Origin of the sequence: Bradyrhizobium sp. (assembly GCF_016219575.1) — a bacterium.
Classification (GTDB): domain Bacteria; phylum Pseudomonadota; class Alphaproteobacteria; order Rhizobiales; family Xanthobacteraceae; genus Bradyrhizobium.
On record NZ_JACRMG010000010.1, the window covers coordinates 35198 to 49186 of the forward strand.

At 63.1% G+C, this 13989-nt stretch carries 17 protein-coding genes; 3 read left to right on the forward strand and 14 right to left on the reverse strand.

Features of this window, described 5'->3' with window-relative positions; translation table 11 throughout:
• Nucleotides 1–37 precede the first annotated feature (37 nt).
• Together HZB49_RS11380 and HZB49_RS11385 are read left to right on the forward strand one after the other, a co-directional pair.
• Nucleotides 38–235, forward strand: a complete 198-nt coding sequence (locus HZB49_RS11380) for a hypothetical protein (protein ID WP_291611266.1) — start codon at nucleotides 38–40, stop codon at nucleotides 233–235.
• Between the two features lie 9 nt (nucleotides 236–244).
• A complete protein-coding gene (locus HZB49_RS11385) occupies nucleotides 245–664 on the forward strand; it encodes a CAP domain-containing protein (protein ID WP_291611268.1) in 420 nt (139 codons plus the stop codon).
• 47 nt (nucleotides 665–711) lie between these two features.
• Here the strand turns inward: HZB49_RS11385 and HZB49_RS11390 are convergent, their stop codons facing one another.
• Complete coding sequence (locus HZB49_RS11390) at nucleotides 712–1323, reverse strand: hypothetical protein (RefSeq protein ID WP_291611269.1); 612 nt, start codon at nucleotides 1321–1323, stop codon at nucleotides 712–714.
• Between the two features lie 301 nt (nucleotides 1324–1624).
• On the opposite strand from HZB49_RS11390, the gene HZB49_RS11395 reads away from it, so the two are divergent.
• Nucleotides 1625–2563, forward strand: coding sequence for a tripartite tricarboxylate transporter substrate-binding protein (locus HZB49_RS11395; protein WP_291611271.1), 939 nt, complete (start codon nucleotides 1625–1627; stop codon nucleotides 2561–2563).
• Between the two features lie 53 nt (nucleotides 2564–2616).
• On the opposite strand, the gene HZB49_RS11400 is transcribed toward HZB49_RS11395, so the two are convergent.
• The 13 genes from HZB49_RS11400 to HZB49_RS11460 all read right to left on the reverse strand — a co-directional run bounded on the left by HZB49_RS11400 (nucleotide 2617) and on the right by HZB49_RS11460 (nucleotide 13936).
• Nucleotides 2617–3198, reverse strand: a complete 582-nt coding sequence (locus HZB49_RS11400) for a TlpA disulfide reductase family protein (RefSeq protein WP_291611273.1) — start codon at nucleotides 3196–3198, stop codon at nucleotides 2617–2619.
• 55 nt (nucleotides 3199–3253) lie between these two features.
• Nucleotides 3254–3688 (reverse strand): DUF420 domain-containing protein, encoded by a 435-nt coding sequence (locus tag HZB49_RS11405; protein WP_291611275.1) that lies wholly within the window; start codon nucleotides 3686–3688, stop codon nucleotides 3254–3256.
• Between the two features lie 6 nt (nucleotides 3689–3694).
• Nucleotides 3695–3880 (reverse strand): hypothetical protein, encoded by a 186-nt coding sequence (locus HZB49_RS11410; RefSeq protein WP_291611277.1) that lies wholly within the window; start codon nucleotides 3878–3880, stop codon nucleotides 3695–3697.
• Entirely contained in the window at nucleotides 3864–5516 is a 1653-nt protein-coding gene (locus HZB49_RS11415; RefSeq protein WP_291611279.1) for a cbb3-type cytochrome c oxidase subunit I, read from the reverse strand. The genes HZB49_RS11410 and HZB49_RS11415 overlap by 17 nt, the downstream gene beginning before the upstream one ends.
• Nucleotides 5517–5530: 14 nt before the next feature.
• Nucleotides 5531–6292 carry a cytochrome c oxidase subunit II gene (gene coxB / locus HZB49_RS11420; RefSeq protein ID WP_291611281.1) on the reverse strand — a complete coding sequence of 254 codons (762 nt, stop codon included), beginning with the start codon at nucleotides 6290–6292 and terminating at the stop codon, nucleotides 5531–5533.
• Between the two features lie 2 nt (nucleotides 6293–6294).
• Entirely contained in the window at nucleotides 6295–7137 is an 843-nt protein-coding gene (locus HZB49_RS11425) for an SCO family protein (protein WP_291611283.1), read from the reverse strand.
• A 12-nt stretch (nucleotides 7138–7149) separates the two neighbouring features.
• Complete coding sequence (locus HZB49_RS11430) at nucleotides 7150–7926, reverse strand: heme-copper oxidase subunit III (protein ID WP_291611285.1); 777 nt, start codon at nucleotides 7924–7926, stop codon at nucleotides 7150–7152.
• Nucleotides 7927–8006: 80 nt separating this feature from the next.
• Nucleotides 8007–8936, reverse strand: a complete 930-nt coding sequence (locus HZB49_RS11435; protein WP_291611480.1) for a heme o synthase — start codon at nucleotides 8934–8936, stop codon at nucleotides 8007–8009.
• Between the two features lie 128 nt (nucleotides 8937–9064).
• Nucleotides 9065–9835 carry a helix-turn-helix domain-containing protein gene (locus HZB49_RS11440; protein WP_291611286.1) on the reverse strand — a complete coding sequence of 257 codons (771 nt, stop codon included), beginning with the start codon at nucleotides 9833–9835 and terminating at the stop codon, nucleotides 9065–9067.
• Nucleotides 9836–10225: 390 nt separating this feature from the next.
• Entirely contained in the window at nucleotides 10226–10840 is a 615-nt protein-coding gene (locus tag HZB49_RS11445) for a hypothetical protein (protein WP_291611288.1), read from the reverse strand.
• 39 nt (nucleotides 10841–10879) lie between these two features.
• Nucleotides 10880–12199, reverse strand: coding sequence for a TRAP transporter large permease (locus HZB49_RS11450; RefSeq protein WP_291611290.1), 1320 nt, complete (start codon nucleotides 12197–12199; stop codon nucleotides 10880–10882).
• Nucleotides 12196–12711, reverse strand: coding sequence for a TRAP transporter small permease (locus HZB49_RS11455; protein ID WP_291611292.1), 516 nt, complete (start codon nucleotides 12709–12711; stop codon nucleotides 12196–12198). Before HZB49_RS11455 ends, HZB49_RS11450 begins: the two co-directional genes overlap by 4 nt.
• A 226-nt stretch (nucleotides 12712–12937) precedes the next feature.
• Nucleotides 12938–13936: a TRAP transporter substrate-binding protein gene (locus tag HZB49_RS11460; RefSeq protein ID WP_291611294.1), complete on the reverse strand. Its 999-nt coding sequence runs from the start codon at nucleotides 13934–13936 to the stop codon at nucleotides 12938–12940.
• Nucleotides 13937–13989 lie beyond the last annotated feature (53 nt).

Sequence of the window (13989 nt, forward strand, 5' to 3'; positions counted from 1 at the left end):
GATGCGGGACGAATCTCCCGCCCACTGGAGGATCGACATGAAGCAGATGTGGACAGCGCTTGCGGCGCTCGCGATCGGCGCGCTCTTGTCGCCCGCGCATGCCGTTCCGCCGACGGCGACGCCGTCACCCGGTTATGACGCGCGGCTGCAGGAGAGCCGTGCAAGCTCGAACAGGATCTACACGCCGGCGCCGCGTCCGCCAAAGCCGAAGCCGAAGAAGTCGCCATCGCAGTAACGGCGCGGCATGCGGCTCTTTCTGGTGCTTTGCGTCCTGCTCGGCTTTGCGGCCGAAGTCCGCGCCGCCGACTATGCCGGCGCGATCAGCGCCTATCGCAGCAAGCATCGCCTGCCGGCGGTGAAGCTCGACGGCAAGCTGAACGAGCTCGCGCTGAAGCAGGCCACGGCGATGGCGAAGTCAGGCGCGGTCAGCCACAACGCGGCCGGCTTTTTCGGCACCCGCGTGGCGCCGCTGAAGCGGCGGCTGGCCGCCGAGAACATCGGCGCCGGTTTCCTGAAATTCGAGGAGATGCTGAAGCAGTGGGAGGATTCGCGCGGCCATCGCGAGAACCTGCTGATGAAGGGCGCGCGCCGCGTCGGCGTCGCCTATGCCGACAATCCCAAATCACCGTACCGGAAATTCTGGGCGATGGTGATCACGGACTGATGTCACACTGTCATGCCCCGGAATGACGTGGAGGAGATCGTCCCGCGTCAGCTCTTCTTGCCCTTGTTCGGCGTCGCGCCGAACAGCTTCTTGATGTCGTTGATCCCTTCCGAGATCCGCGGCCAGTCGCAGGAGAAGGTGCCCTTGGCGCAGCCGCTCATCGAGCGCGTGCGCGGCGGATCGGTCGCGGCGCGCGGGGGCTGCTTTGCGGGGCTTGCCACCGGAACCGGCACCTTTTCGTCGCTCTTCAGCGAAACCCGCTGCAACTGCTGTTGCTTCTGCTCCTGGTGCTTCGCCGCGAACGCGGCGGCAGCGCTGTTGCGGCGCTCGCGCTCGAGATAGGCGATGTACTCCTCGTCGATCTTCTTCTGCTCTTCCGGCGTCGGATTCGGTCCCGCAATGTCGAAATTGCGGTTCTGCATGAAGTCGAAATAGGTGTAGCCGCCGCCTGGCTTGCGGCGGCCGGCGAACTTGGCGTTGCACTCGGAAAGTTTCGCGGTTTTCTCTTCCCTGGTCGCCGCCTTTTCGGCCAGCGCGGCGCAGTCCTCGAAATCGGCCGGCGCGCTGCGCCACCATTGGGCATGCGCGCTCGGCGGCGCCAGCACCAGCAGGCCCCCGATCGCGGCAATAGAAAGCAACGCGCCTGACGCGGTTCCCAAGGGTAGAATTCTCACACCACAATTTCCGAGAGATTGTCGCCCATTCCCGAGCGGCTTGTCACCCCGGAACCGGGCATTTTTCCGGCAAACCCCAGAATTGCCCGGATTGCGCGGGCGAGGGCTTGAATTCGCTTTGCTTTTTCGGACGTCGCGCCTGCATTTGGTTGCGATCATCAGGTCTTGCCAGTTGCCTCGAGCTGCATCGGAACGATACGATTCGCCCAAAAGAAAAGCAGGGAGGGCGACCATGATTTGGCGGTGCGGCTGTATCGCGTGGCTTGTGGCAGGGCTGCTGTCAGTCATGGGCATCGACGATGTCTCGGCGCAGGCGATCACGCGGCAGGTCACGCTGGTTGTGCCGTATTCGGCCGGCGGCGGCACCGATACCGTTGCGCGCCTGATCGGCAACCAAATGTCGCGCGCGCTGGGGCAGCCCGTGGTGATCGAGAACGTGGTCGGCGCCGGCGGTACGCGCGCCAACGAGCGCGTCGCGCGTTCCGAGCCGAACGGAACCGCGGTCCTGATCAACCACGTCGCGCTGCTCGCCGCTCCCAGCCTGTTCACCAATCTGCGCTACGACACGGAGAAGGATTTCGAGCCGGTCGGCCTCGTCAACAACGCGCCGATGCTGCTGGTGGGACGCAAGTCGATCCCGGGGCAGAAGCCATCGGACTTCGTGGCCTGGATCAGGGAGCAGGGCGGCAAGGCCAATTTCGCCCATGGCGGCATCGGCACCAACAGCCATCTCTGCGGGGTGATGATGGGCAACGTGCTCGGCTTCAAGCCGACCTTCGTCGCCTATCGCGGCTCGAACCCGGCGATCACCGATCTGCTGGCCGGACAGATCGACCTGCTGTGGGACCAGGTGACCAACGCGATCCAGCAGGTGCAGGGCGGGATGCTGCACGGCATCGCGATCACCTCGACAACGCGGCTCCGCGAACTGAAGGACGTGCCGACCACGGCCGAGCTCGGCATGCCCGAGATCAATTACACCATGTGGCACGGGCTTTACGTGGTGAAGGGCACGCCGAAGGAAATCGTCGCAGCCCTCAATGACGCGCTGCGCAAGGCGGTCACCGATCCCGAGGTCGTCGCCAAGTTCAAGCAGCTCGGCACGGTGCCCTATCCGGACAAGGAGCTGTCGGCGGAGGCGCATGCGAAGCTGTTCGCCACGGATTTGCCGCGGGTGGCGAAGCTGGTGGAAGCGTCCGGCGCCAAGCCGAGCGAGGCGCAGTAGCGCCCGCGATCTTGTGCCGCCGCGTCGAACCCATGCCGTGGCGTCCGATGGTCTCAGTCGGATGCTCCCGCGGTTCGTCTCGGGCCCGGCGCGCGTGGGGACAGCGATTCGAGATAGCGGACGAAATCCTCGCTGTCCCATTCGGCGGCGCCTTCGCGGTAGGAGAGCGGCTCTCCCAGCGGACCGAAAATGACGGTCGTCGGCATGCCGCGCGTACCGATCTCGCGCGAAAGCGCACGGGATGGGTCGAGATAGAGCTTCAATGTTTGAAGGTTCATGCGCTTGAATGCGTGTCTGGCTGTGGCCTCGCTGCCCTTGTCCTGGTTCACTGCGACGATCGCGAAGGATTCTGCAGGCATGCGGGCTGCAAGACGGTCGAGCGACGGCATTTCCTGGATGCACGGGACGCACCAGGCCGCCCACAAATTCAGAACCAGGACCTTGCCGCGAAACGCCTCGATCGAAACTGAGGCGCCATTCTCGTCGGCGAAGGCGCTGAGTTTCGCTGGACCACCCGACAGATTGCGGACGCCGCGCGGAACGCCTGGAGTTGCGAGATAGGCCAGCACGGCGAAAATGCCGGCTGCGACCAGCGCGGCGGCGAGCGCCTTGCGTGCAATGCCTGGCCTGGCCATGGCCCGGACCGGAGAGAGTGGGATCGCCTGCCGCGTTGACATGATCAGGTCCAGGCTAGCTGACTGCAATCGGGAACAGGTGCACCGCCATGGCGTAGACGGCCAAACCCGACGCCGCGACGAACAGCCAGATCGGCAACGCCCATCGCGCCAGACGCTGGTGTTGAACGAAATGGCCGGCAATGGCGTGCAAGAACGCCGCCGGAATCAGCAATCCTGCGATGGCGGCCATCAAGGTATGCACCGTGAGGAGTGAGAAATAGACCGGCCGGATCATTCCCTGGCCGCCGAACTTCGCCACTCCCGCGCTGAAGTGATAGTAGAAATAGATCGCCAGGAAGCCGCACCCGAGAGCGATCGCGATGGACATCACCCGGCGATGTCCATCGCGGCTCCCCCGGCGAATGCACACATACCCAAGGGTAAGTGTGGCCAAGATCGACGCATTCACCAGCGCCAGCACATGGATCAGGTCCGCGTGGGCAATCATGTCAGGTCACGGTCCAAACTTCATGATCTTGAACATGATGCTCACGTACATCAGCAGTGCCAGTCCGACGAAGAAGGCGAGTGCCGTCCAAACCTTCGAACCGGGCCTGCCGTCCTGTCGTGTCGAGACGTCCGCGCGGGCGGTCTCTGCCGGGTCGCCGCCTCGGCCCGGGGTTTCAGCGATGATAGTCATAGGGCGTCCAGTCCTTGCCTACTTGAACCGGTTTCGGGAAGTTGCCTGGTCCGGGAGGGCTCTCGGTGTTCGTCCATTCGAGCGAGCGCGACTTCCACGGATTCGTCGACGTCTTGCGGCCGCGAATGGCCGCATGGATCCAGCCGGCCATCATCAGCACGATCCCTACGGCGGTGATCAGCGCGCCGATGGTCGCCACCTTGTGATAGGGCTGGAACTGCGGATACATCGCGTAGTCCCAGTAGCGGCGCGGCATGCCTTCCACGCCGATGATGAACAGCGGCCAGAAGGTGAGTTGGGTGCCCAGGACGTTGCACCAGAAGGCAAGCTTGGCGATCCCGTCATCCGCGGACCGTCCCGTCATCTTCGGGAACCAGAAATAGATCGCGGCGAACAGCGAGTAGGTCGCCATCAGTCCCATGATGAAGTGGAAATGGGCATGGACGAAGCTCGTCTCCGACAGGTGCAGGTTCAGCGACGTGATGGCCAGGGGAATTCCGGTTAGGCCACCCACCAGGATCAGGAACATGCACACGACCACATAGCGCATGGCGATGTTGTAGGTGATCGCTCCCTTGTAGAGCGTGCCCCACAGCGAGATCACCATCAGACCGACCGGCACCGAGATCAGCAGGGTCGTGACCATCATGCCGATACGCAGCCAATCCGGCATTCCAGCGATGTAGAGATGATGTACCCAGACCTCGCCTGTGATGACGAGGATGCCGATGATGCCCCCATAGACGGCGGCCTTGTAGTTGAAGATCGGGTTCTTGGCCTGGGTCGCGACAATCTCGTACAGCAATCCCATGGCAGGGAGGAAGATGACGTAGACCGCAGGGTGCGAATAGAACCAGAACAGGTTCTGATACAGCAGCGGATCGCCGCCGCGGGCTGCGTCGAAGAATCCGGTGCCGAGATACTTGTCGAACAACAGGAGCGTCACTGCCGCGGCCAGCACCGGGACGAAGACGATCTGGATCATGAAGGCCCCGAAGGTCGTCCAGACGAACATGTTCATCTGGTTCCAGCCCATGCCGGGCGCGCGCATGTAGATGATCGTGACCAGGAAATTCACCGCGCCGAGGATGGAGGCGAAGCCGATGAGGTGGACGGTAAAGACGTACAACGCGGTGTTGCCGGGCGTGGTGATCGAATAGGGCGGATAACCCGTCCACAGCACGTCCGGCTTGTCCGGTACCAGGAAGGTGAGCAGAGCCACGACGATGGCGGCCCAGAACAGCCACAGGCTCAGCGCGTTGATGCGCGGAAAAGCCACGTCGCGCGCACCCAGCATCAGCGGCACCAGATAGTTCGCGGCAAAGCCCGTGAGGCCCGGGATGAGAAAGGCGAGGATCATCGCCGCGCCGTGGAAGTAGAGGGCCACGTTGTATGCCGTGCCGGTCGAGATCGACCTGGAGAAATCCAGGACGAAGTAATTGATCAGACCGGATTCGCCGATCGCCGTTTGCTCGATACGGATGCCGAGCGCCATCAGGCCCGCGACCAGGAAGGCGGCCATCGAGCCGATCAGATACAGAATCCCGATTCGCTTGTGATCGGTGGTGAAGACCCACTCGCTCAGTCTGAATCCGGACTTGACCGTTGCTGTTTCAATTTCTGCTATTGCTGACATCGCGCTCCCCGGAATCACTGTTGTGCTGGCGCAGTTTCGCTCGAAACCGCAAGTTTCAGATGCCGGCGGTCTTCCGCCTTCTTCAGGCTCTTGGTCATCCAGGCATCGAAATCCGCCTTCGAAACGGCTTTGACCTTGCTCGTCATCTCGGAATGGCTGTTGCCGCAGAATTCGACGCAGATCAGGTCCGTCTCGCGTGGCCGGTCGGGCAAGAACCACAAATGCGTGATGCGGCCCGGCACGATGTCTTCCTTGAGCCGATACTCGTTCAGCCCGAAGGAATGGATCACATCATTCGACGTCATGCGCATGACCACGGGCTTGCCGACGGGAACGACGAGGTCGGTCGCGGTCACGCCATTGCCGTAGTCGAACTCGAAATACCATTGATAGGCGGTGACCTTCACTTCCATTGCATTCTGCGGAACGGTGCGCTGGATGTTCCACAACGACCAGCCCTTCGCCGAAAGCAGGAAATCGTCGGCCATGAAGATGGCGGCGGGCACCAGCGCCCAGGCCAGCGCCTTCTCCAGATTGAGCGGCGCCGCGGTGCCGACTGCATCGGGGTCCCTCGTGCGATAGCGGATCAGCAGATAGACCGCCACGGCGGCAAATATGCCGCCAATGATGAACAGATCTATCAGCACCTCGGTCCAGGCGTGGTCCCACGCAGTGGTCGGGTTGTTGATGATCGTTTCCTTTGCGGCCTCCGCGAGGGCCGCATTGGTGGAAACCGTGCCGATAAACCCCGCGGCAGGGCCAAGCCAGATCCGCATGCTCAAGCTCCAATCAATCGTTTGCGTCTCGTGATTTTGAAGACCAGGATGAACACAAGGAACGTCACCAGCCCGCTCGTCAGTGCGCCGAGCCCGATGAGCAGCGGCATGTTCAGGGAGTAGTGACCGTCCTGATAGTTGTAGCTGTAGCAAAGGCTCAGCGCGAAATTGATCACCTCGCGGGGGGCGAATTGTCCCTGGCGCGCATCGAGTACGGCGAGCTCGATGTCCTTTCCCTCGATCTCCTGCTGATAGAGGACGCGTGCCAGCTTGCCTTCGGGCGAGAAGAAGAGATAGGCGCCGGGATGCAGGAAGATGCGATCGGCCGGCGACCAGAAGAACTTGAAGCCGATCTTCTCGGTCTGTGTCGTGAGATCCGCTTCATTGCTGAATGTCGCGAAAGTCCAGTTCGCGGCAAGCTCGCGCGTGAGATCGAGATGCTTGCGGAAGGCGCCGGTTGTCTCGAGCGTGTCGTGACGGTCGAACGACAGGGTGACGACGTTGAAATCCACCCCCGCCTGCAGGCGCTTCGCCTGCTTCAGCAGGTCGAGCAGCGCCATGTTCACCACCGCGCAGCTGCCGTCACAGGTGTAGTAGGCAAGGACGAGGATCGTCGGCTTGCCGAACATATCGCGCCAGAGGAAGGTCCTGCCGGTATGATCGATCAGCGGAGTTTCGGCGTCCATCGAACGCCCGAGAAATGACTTTTCGTCGATCTGGAGGATCGAGGCATTGAGGTCGGATGGCGCGCGGCGGAAATACGGCGTAGCCGCATCCGCGGCTCCCAGCGCGAGAAGCAACGCCGGGAGCGCGAACGCGACGCATTTCCATCCAATACGCGGCATCGCCATCCCTGTTCACCAGAAGTAGACTTGGGACGCCACGAAGAACCAAACGACATCGACGAAGTGCCAGTAAATGCCGACGACAGTGACGAAGAGCGGGTTGATCCTTATCCGCGTGACGGCGACAAGGATCGATACAAAGGACAGCACGCCCAGGAGGACATGCGCCGCGTGGAAGCCCGTCAGCGTGTAGAAGGCGGCCGAGTACTGGTTGGTGCCAGGATTGAATCCGGCTTGGCTCAGATGGCTGTATTCATAGGTCGTGCACCCGATGAACAGGACGCCGAGGACGATCGAGGCAACGAGCCATTTGATGAAGCCGGCCTTGTCATCCGCATCGAGCCTGGCTTCGGCGGCGTGATAGGTCAGGCTCGATGCGACGAGCAGGACCGTCATGACCAGGGGCAGAAGCTTGTCGATGTGGGGCGTGCCCGCCGGCGGCCATGCTCCCGCGGCGCTCAGGCGCAGCGTCCAGTAGCTTGCAAACAGTCCGATGAAGATCAGGATTTCGCCGATGATGAAGACGCCGATGCCGATCGGCGAAACATTCTCGATCGCCATCTTCTGGCTTGCGCCTTCCTGGATCCACTTGGCGATGCCGGCCAGGACAAGGGGGGCGCCGATGCCGGCGAACAGCACCGCCAGCAGCCGGTTGTGATAGACAAAATAGGAGGAGAACGGCAACGCGACGAGGAACATGACCCCGAATCCCGCCGCCATCGGCGCCCAGCTCACCTCCCAGTGATGCGGAGGCGGGTCGTGAGTGACTTCGCCAATGTGCTCCTGCATATTTCCTCTCCCGCCCTTAGTTCCTCAAGTCTGTTAATTGCGGCCCTGCGCGCCGCGGCGATCTTGTCGTGGTCATCGCGTCACCACACCAGAACCGAAACCGGAATGGCCACAAACAATGCGAGCACGTACAGGATCGAGAACCGGAACAGCTGCATCGCCGCCTTGCGTAACTGGTCCTGCTGTGCCGCACGAAGCCGGAACAAGAGAGTGGCGCGCCAGATCAGGATCGCGTCGCAGATTGCGGCAGCGGCGGCGTAAGTCATGCCAAGCCGGCCGCTCACCAGCGGCGCGAACGATATCGGGACCAGCAGCAGGACATAGATGAGGATTTGACGACAGGTCTCCGGCGCGCCCCGGACCACCGGCAGCATCGGCACTCCGGCAAGCCTGTAGTCGTCCGCACGATAAATGGCGAGCGACCAGAAGTGCGGCGGGGTCCAGAAGAAGATCAGCATGAACAGGGCGATTGCGCCGGGGCCGATGCTTCCGGTTGCGGCAGCCCATCCGATCACGGGCGGCAGCGCCCCCGCGGCCCCGCCGATCACGATGTTCTGCGGCGTGCGGCGTTTCAGCCAGATGGTGTAGAGGGGGACATAGATCGCGATCGTCAATGCGAGCAGTGCGGCGGCAAGGCCGTTTGCCATGACGGCCAGGGCCGTTGTCGACGCCAGTGCAAGAACGATTCCGAGGGCGAGCGCCTGGGCAGGCACGATGCTGCCGCGCGGGATGGGCCGTGATGCGGTGCGCGTCATCCGCTGGTCGATATCGGCATCGTACCACATGTTGAGGGCGCCACAGGCACCGGCACCTGCGGCCATGGCGCCGAGGATCGGGCCCAACGCCAACCAGTCGACTGGATCGCGGCCGAGCACGAAGCCGACCGCACCCGTGAACACCACGAGCGCCATCACGCGAGGCTTTACCAGTGCCAGATGGTCACTGATTCGCTCTTGCGCGACCGACCATCGCGGCACGATTGCATTGTGATCGACCGCGCCAGTCGTCATCCCCGAACCTTCGGTCATCAACTCGGGCAGCCGCGCCACCGATCACTGCGAACGGTGATCGCCGCGTGGGCCGCCAGGTACTCTGCGGGAAGTATCGACCGTCGCGACGAGCGACGAACTGATTACAATCAGTTTAGCTCGCGCTCGTTGGCGCTGTGTCCTGCCTGCAACAGGCCGATACGGGTCTGAGGGAGCCGCATTCCACTCGCCAACTGCGCGAGCCGCTCCGGCTGGATCAGGCGGATGCGCCGATACGAGCGGATCTCGATCAATTTCTTCGTTCTGAAATGCGTGAATGTTCGCGAAATGGTCTCGGATGTCAGTCCGAGATAGTCGGCAATGTCGGTGCGCATCATCGGCAGGGGGATGATCGCCGGGTCGCCTCCGTGGCGCGCGTTGCGCCGTGCCATCGCAACGAGAAAGGCCGCCAGTTTTTCTTCCGGGGCCCGCTGCCCGGTGGTCAGGAGTTGCTCATAGGTGTCATGCAGTTGGGAGACGGAGGCCTCGTACAAGGTCCAGGCAAGCCTTGGATCCTCCAGCGAGCGGCGCTTGAGTTCGTCTCTTGGAATGCAGCGCAGTTCGGTGCGCGCAATGGCCTGGGCCGTGAATTGGAACTGATGATCCGAGCCGAACCCGATCAGGTCGCCCGGCAACGCAAAATCCACGACCTGTCGGCGGCCGCTGGCGAGGCTCAGGAACGCGACCAGCCCGCCCGTTTGCACTCTATAGACATAGGTCTGCGAATCGCCCTGGAAGAAAAGATACTGTCCCTTCTCCAGCTCGCGCAGCGAGCAGCGCAGCCCGGCACTGCATGGCTCGCACGAGATCGGCGCCGCAGCCTTGTCCCTCGCGGATACCAGACACTGCGGCAAAGGTACGTTGTGGTTCGGGACGAGCATGGAGGTATCAGGCCTCGCCGAGGGCACTTCGGTGCGGCAATGCTTCTCGAAGGAAATGGCAGCTTTGCTCTAAAGGATTTCGCCGCATGCACGCCTGCAGTTCTTGGCCGGATGGCGTTGGAAGCGGCCATTCAAACGTGAATGTTCGCTGATGTCTAGAGAACGGCGCCGCAGGTCTGTCATTCGCCGCGTCCGACGACAGGCGGAAGCTGACAATGATTATCGTTCGCGGCTAAGGGTCGAGGTGCGGGCGGCGATCGCTCCGACTCACTTGCATCTCCGGCATAACCGACGCGGCAGGAACGGGCTGACGCCGGGCGTTGCGATCGGCAGCCCTCGACCCACCATTTCCGAGATCGCGGTGAGTCGATGGTAGCTCTCGCGTCACGATCAATTGCCGAGCGCATTGCCTTGCGATACGGCGCAGCTGGCTGCTCCGGCGTTCACCGAGAGGACATCGACGGTCCCGCCGGCGATCGTTCGTTGCCGGATAGGCTTGTTGCCGCCGCCCTTGCCGATGACGACGGTTGCGGAACAGCTCGAAAACGCTGCATCGAAGCTGGCGGAAATCTGACGGGCACCACCGCTGATAAAGGTGTTGGTGGCCGTTATCCGTTGGCCGGAGAATGCAACCGCGCGAGGTGCAAATCCGGTCGCGTCCCTCGAGCCGCCAACCTGGTCGGACGAGCCGCCCCGCCCCACGCTCAGCCGATTGAAGACCCGGTCGGCGCTGCTCACATAGGCCGTGAATACGAACGGAAGGGATTTCGTCTGTTCCTGGCCGGTGCCGGGATTGCGCTCCAGCCGCTGCTCGGTCCAGCTGATGACAACAGACTTGCCTCGGAGTTGTTCCGGCGCGGCTTCCGCGGCGAAGACGGTAGCGGCAAGAGAGGCCAGAACTCCCGGAATGATGCAGATCCTCATCGCGATCTCTTCAGGTCGATCCAGTATAATGGATAGTTGCCCAAAGCCTGAGAGGCGGCAACGTAAGGCCCCAGGCAACAAGGTCGCTTGCGCGCGAGCCCTTGGCGCAATCGGGTGCGGCTATTTCAGCATTTCCGGCACGATCAGGCGCGGCAGGAACAGGCAGATTTCCGGCCAGATCACCAGCGCGGCCAGCACGAGCATCATCGGTATCAGCATGATGACCGTGTCCTTCAGCGCATAGCGCAGCCGGACGCCGGCAACCGCGCAGGCGATCATCAGGCATAAGCCATACGGCGGCGTCACCAGGCCGAAGGCCAGCGAGACGATCGAGATGATGGCGAACTGCACGGGGTGCAGGTCGACCGACCTGGAGAGCGGCTCCAGCACCGTGCCGACGATGATGATGGCGGGGATGGCGTCGAGGAAGCAGCCGACCACCAGGAAGCAGAACACGATGAAGAAGCCTGCCGCGATCGGCCCCATGCCCCAGGTCGAGACGTTGGCAAGCAGCTCCTGCGGAATCTTGTAGTAGGCGAGCAGCCAGCCGAACGCGCTGGCGGTGCCGACGCAGAACAGCGCGACGCCGGCGAGCCGCCCGGTATCGAGCAGCGCCTTGTACAGTTCGCGCCAGCCCGTCTCGCGGTAGAAGAAGGTCGACAGTGCAATGGAATAGAGCACGGCCACACAAGCGGATTCGGTCGCAGTGAACCAGCCGAGCAGGATGCCGCCTACGATGATGAACGGCGTCATCATGGCCGGCAGCGACCGCCAGGCCGCACACACCATCTCGCGCCAGGTCTCGCGCGGATAGGTCGGATAACCGCGCCGCACGGCGTAGACGTGCACGGTTGCCATCTGCGCGCCCGCGATCAGCAGCCCCGGTACGATGCCGGCGAGATACATCGCGGCGATCGAGGTCGAGATCAGCCCGCCCCAAACGATCATCAGGATCGAGGGCGGAATGATCACCGCGAGCACCGCGGAGACCGCCGTGATCGCGATGGAGAAGGAGAGGTCGTAGCCTTCCCTGGTTTGCGCATCGATGAAGATCTTCGACTGGCTCGCGGCGTCCGCGGTCGAGGAGCCGGAGATGCCGGCGAAGAACACCGACAGCACGACGTTGATCTGCGCCAGCGACCCCGGCCAGCTCCCGACGATGGAGCGCGACAGCGCCACCAGGCGATCGGTGATGCCGCCGATGCTCATCAGGTTCGCCGTCAGCAGGAAGAACGGCACCGCGAGCAGGATGAAGGAGTTGTAGGCGTTGAAGGTCTCCTGCGCGAGCATCATCATCGACAGCCGCGGCTCGATCAGCAGGATCGGCAGGCAGGCAAGCCCGAGCGCAAAGGCAACCGGCACGCGCGCGATCAGTAGCGCAACGAAGGTGCCGAACAGGACGGCGGCGGCCTGGCCCGCGGAGAGCACGGTGCCGGTCATGGCGCCCTCCTGAACAGGATCTTGGTCTCATCGACGATCTGTTCGCCCGCGAACACGATCCAGGTGAATCCGGCCACCGGCCAGGCGACGTGGATGAGCCAGAGCGGCAGGTCGGCGAGCTCCGACGTGCGGTTCCAGGCAAAGCGGGTGAATTCGATGCCGGCGATCACGAACACCAGCGCCAGCGCCAGGATGCCGAGCCGGCCTGCGATCCGCACCGCCGCCTCCGCCCGCCGCGACAGCTCGGGCCAGACGTCGACCTCGAAATGCAGGGCTTCGCGCACCCCAACCATCGCGCCGATCATGATGGTCCAGACGAACAGGAAGCGCGCCATCTCCTCGGTCCAGATGTAGGACGGGATCAGCGCGGTGTAGCGCGAGACGATCTGCAGGGTGACGGGGATGATGAGGATGCCCAGGCAGGTGGCGAGCAGGAATTCGAGCAGCCTGGCATAGAGGGCCGTCACTCGGCGCCAGAGCGACGGGCTGGACGGCGTCGGGATGTCGGTCATTGGCGCTCCGGGCGGGCAGCAAGACTGGGAGCGGCAAGCGCCGCTCGTTGGCGGACTCGGTGCACCTCTCCCCAGCGGGGAGAGGTCGATTTGCGCAGCAAATCGGGTGAGGGGGCGGCGCTCAACGAGAGACCGTAACCCCTCACCCGGCGCTGCGCGCCGACCTCTCCCGACGGGAGAGGTGAAATTCTGATCTCGCGGTAGTTCAACCCAAACTCATCCCACGTCAGGCGACGTTGATCTTCTCGTAGATGCCTTCGGCGCCGATTTCCTTGGCGTAGGTCGCCATCACGGGATCGGCGAGCTTCTTCATGGCGTCACGCTCCTCGAACGGCACGCGCTTGAGCTTGCCCGCCTTTTCCAGGGTATCGAGCTTGACGGCTTCCTCGCTCGATTCCAGCTGGCGGCCGAAATCGCCGGCTTCCTTGCCGGCCTTCATGATCGCGTCCTGCAGGGGCTTTGGCAGCGTCTTCAGCGTCTTCACCGAGAAGCAGATCGGGCGGATCGACACTGCATGCTGGGTCAGGTTGAGATGCGGCGCCACTTCGTAGAACTTCATCGCTTCCACGCCGGCCGCCTCGTTCTCGCCGGCCGAGATCACGCCGTTCTGGATGGCGTTGTACACTTCGTTATAGGCGATCACGGTCGGGCTCATGCCGACGGCCGCAAACGTCTTCGACCAGATCGGCGCGCCCTGCACGCGCACCTTCAGTCCCTTGAGGTCGGCGAGGTTCTTCAGCGGCTTGTTGGCGAAGATGTTGCGCACGCCGCCGCCGGCATAGCCGATCAGCACGACTTCCGCCTTGGTCGCGATCTCGTCGGCGACCGGCGCGAGAATGCCGGCTTCCACCACCTTGTTCATGTGCTCGATGCCCTTGAACACGAAGGGCGCATCGATGAAGGGCGCGGCCTTGGCGAAGGTCGACATGTGCGCCGGCGAGACGATGCCGTAGTCCACGGCCTTGCCCTGCGACATGTACTCGAAATACTGCTTCTCCAGTCCGAGCGAGGAGTTCTTGTGCAGGGTGAAGTTGACGGGCTGGCCGTAATATTTCTTCACCAGTTCCTCGAACCGGGTCAGCGCCTTGGTGAAGGCGTGGTCGTCGTTGAACTGCACGGCGCCGTTCAGCGTGACCGGCGCCTGCGCCCTTAGGATCGACGGCATTCCCAGGGCACCTGCGGCGGCCGTTGCTGCGAGGCCGGTGAGTACTGTCCTGCGCTTCATGGGTTCCTCTCCCTGTGATGGCCCGCCGTTGTTCCGGCGGGGCGTTGCAATGG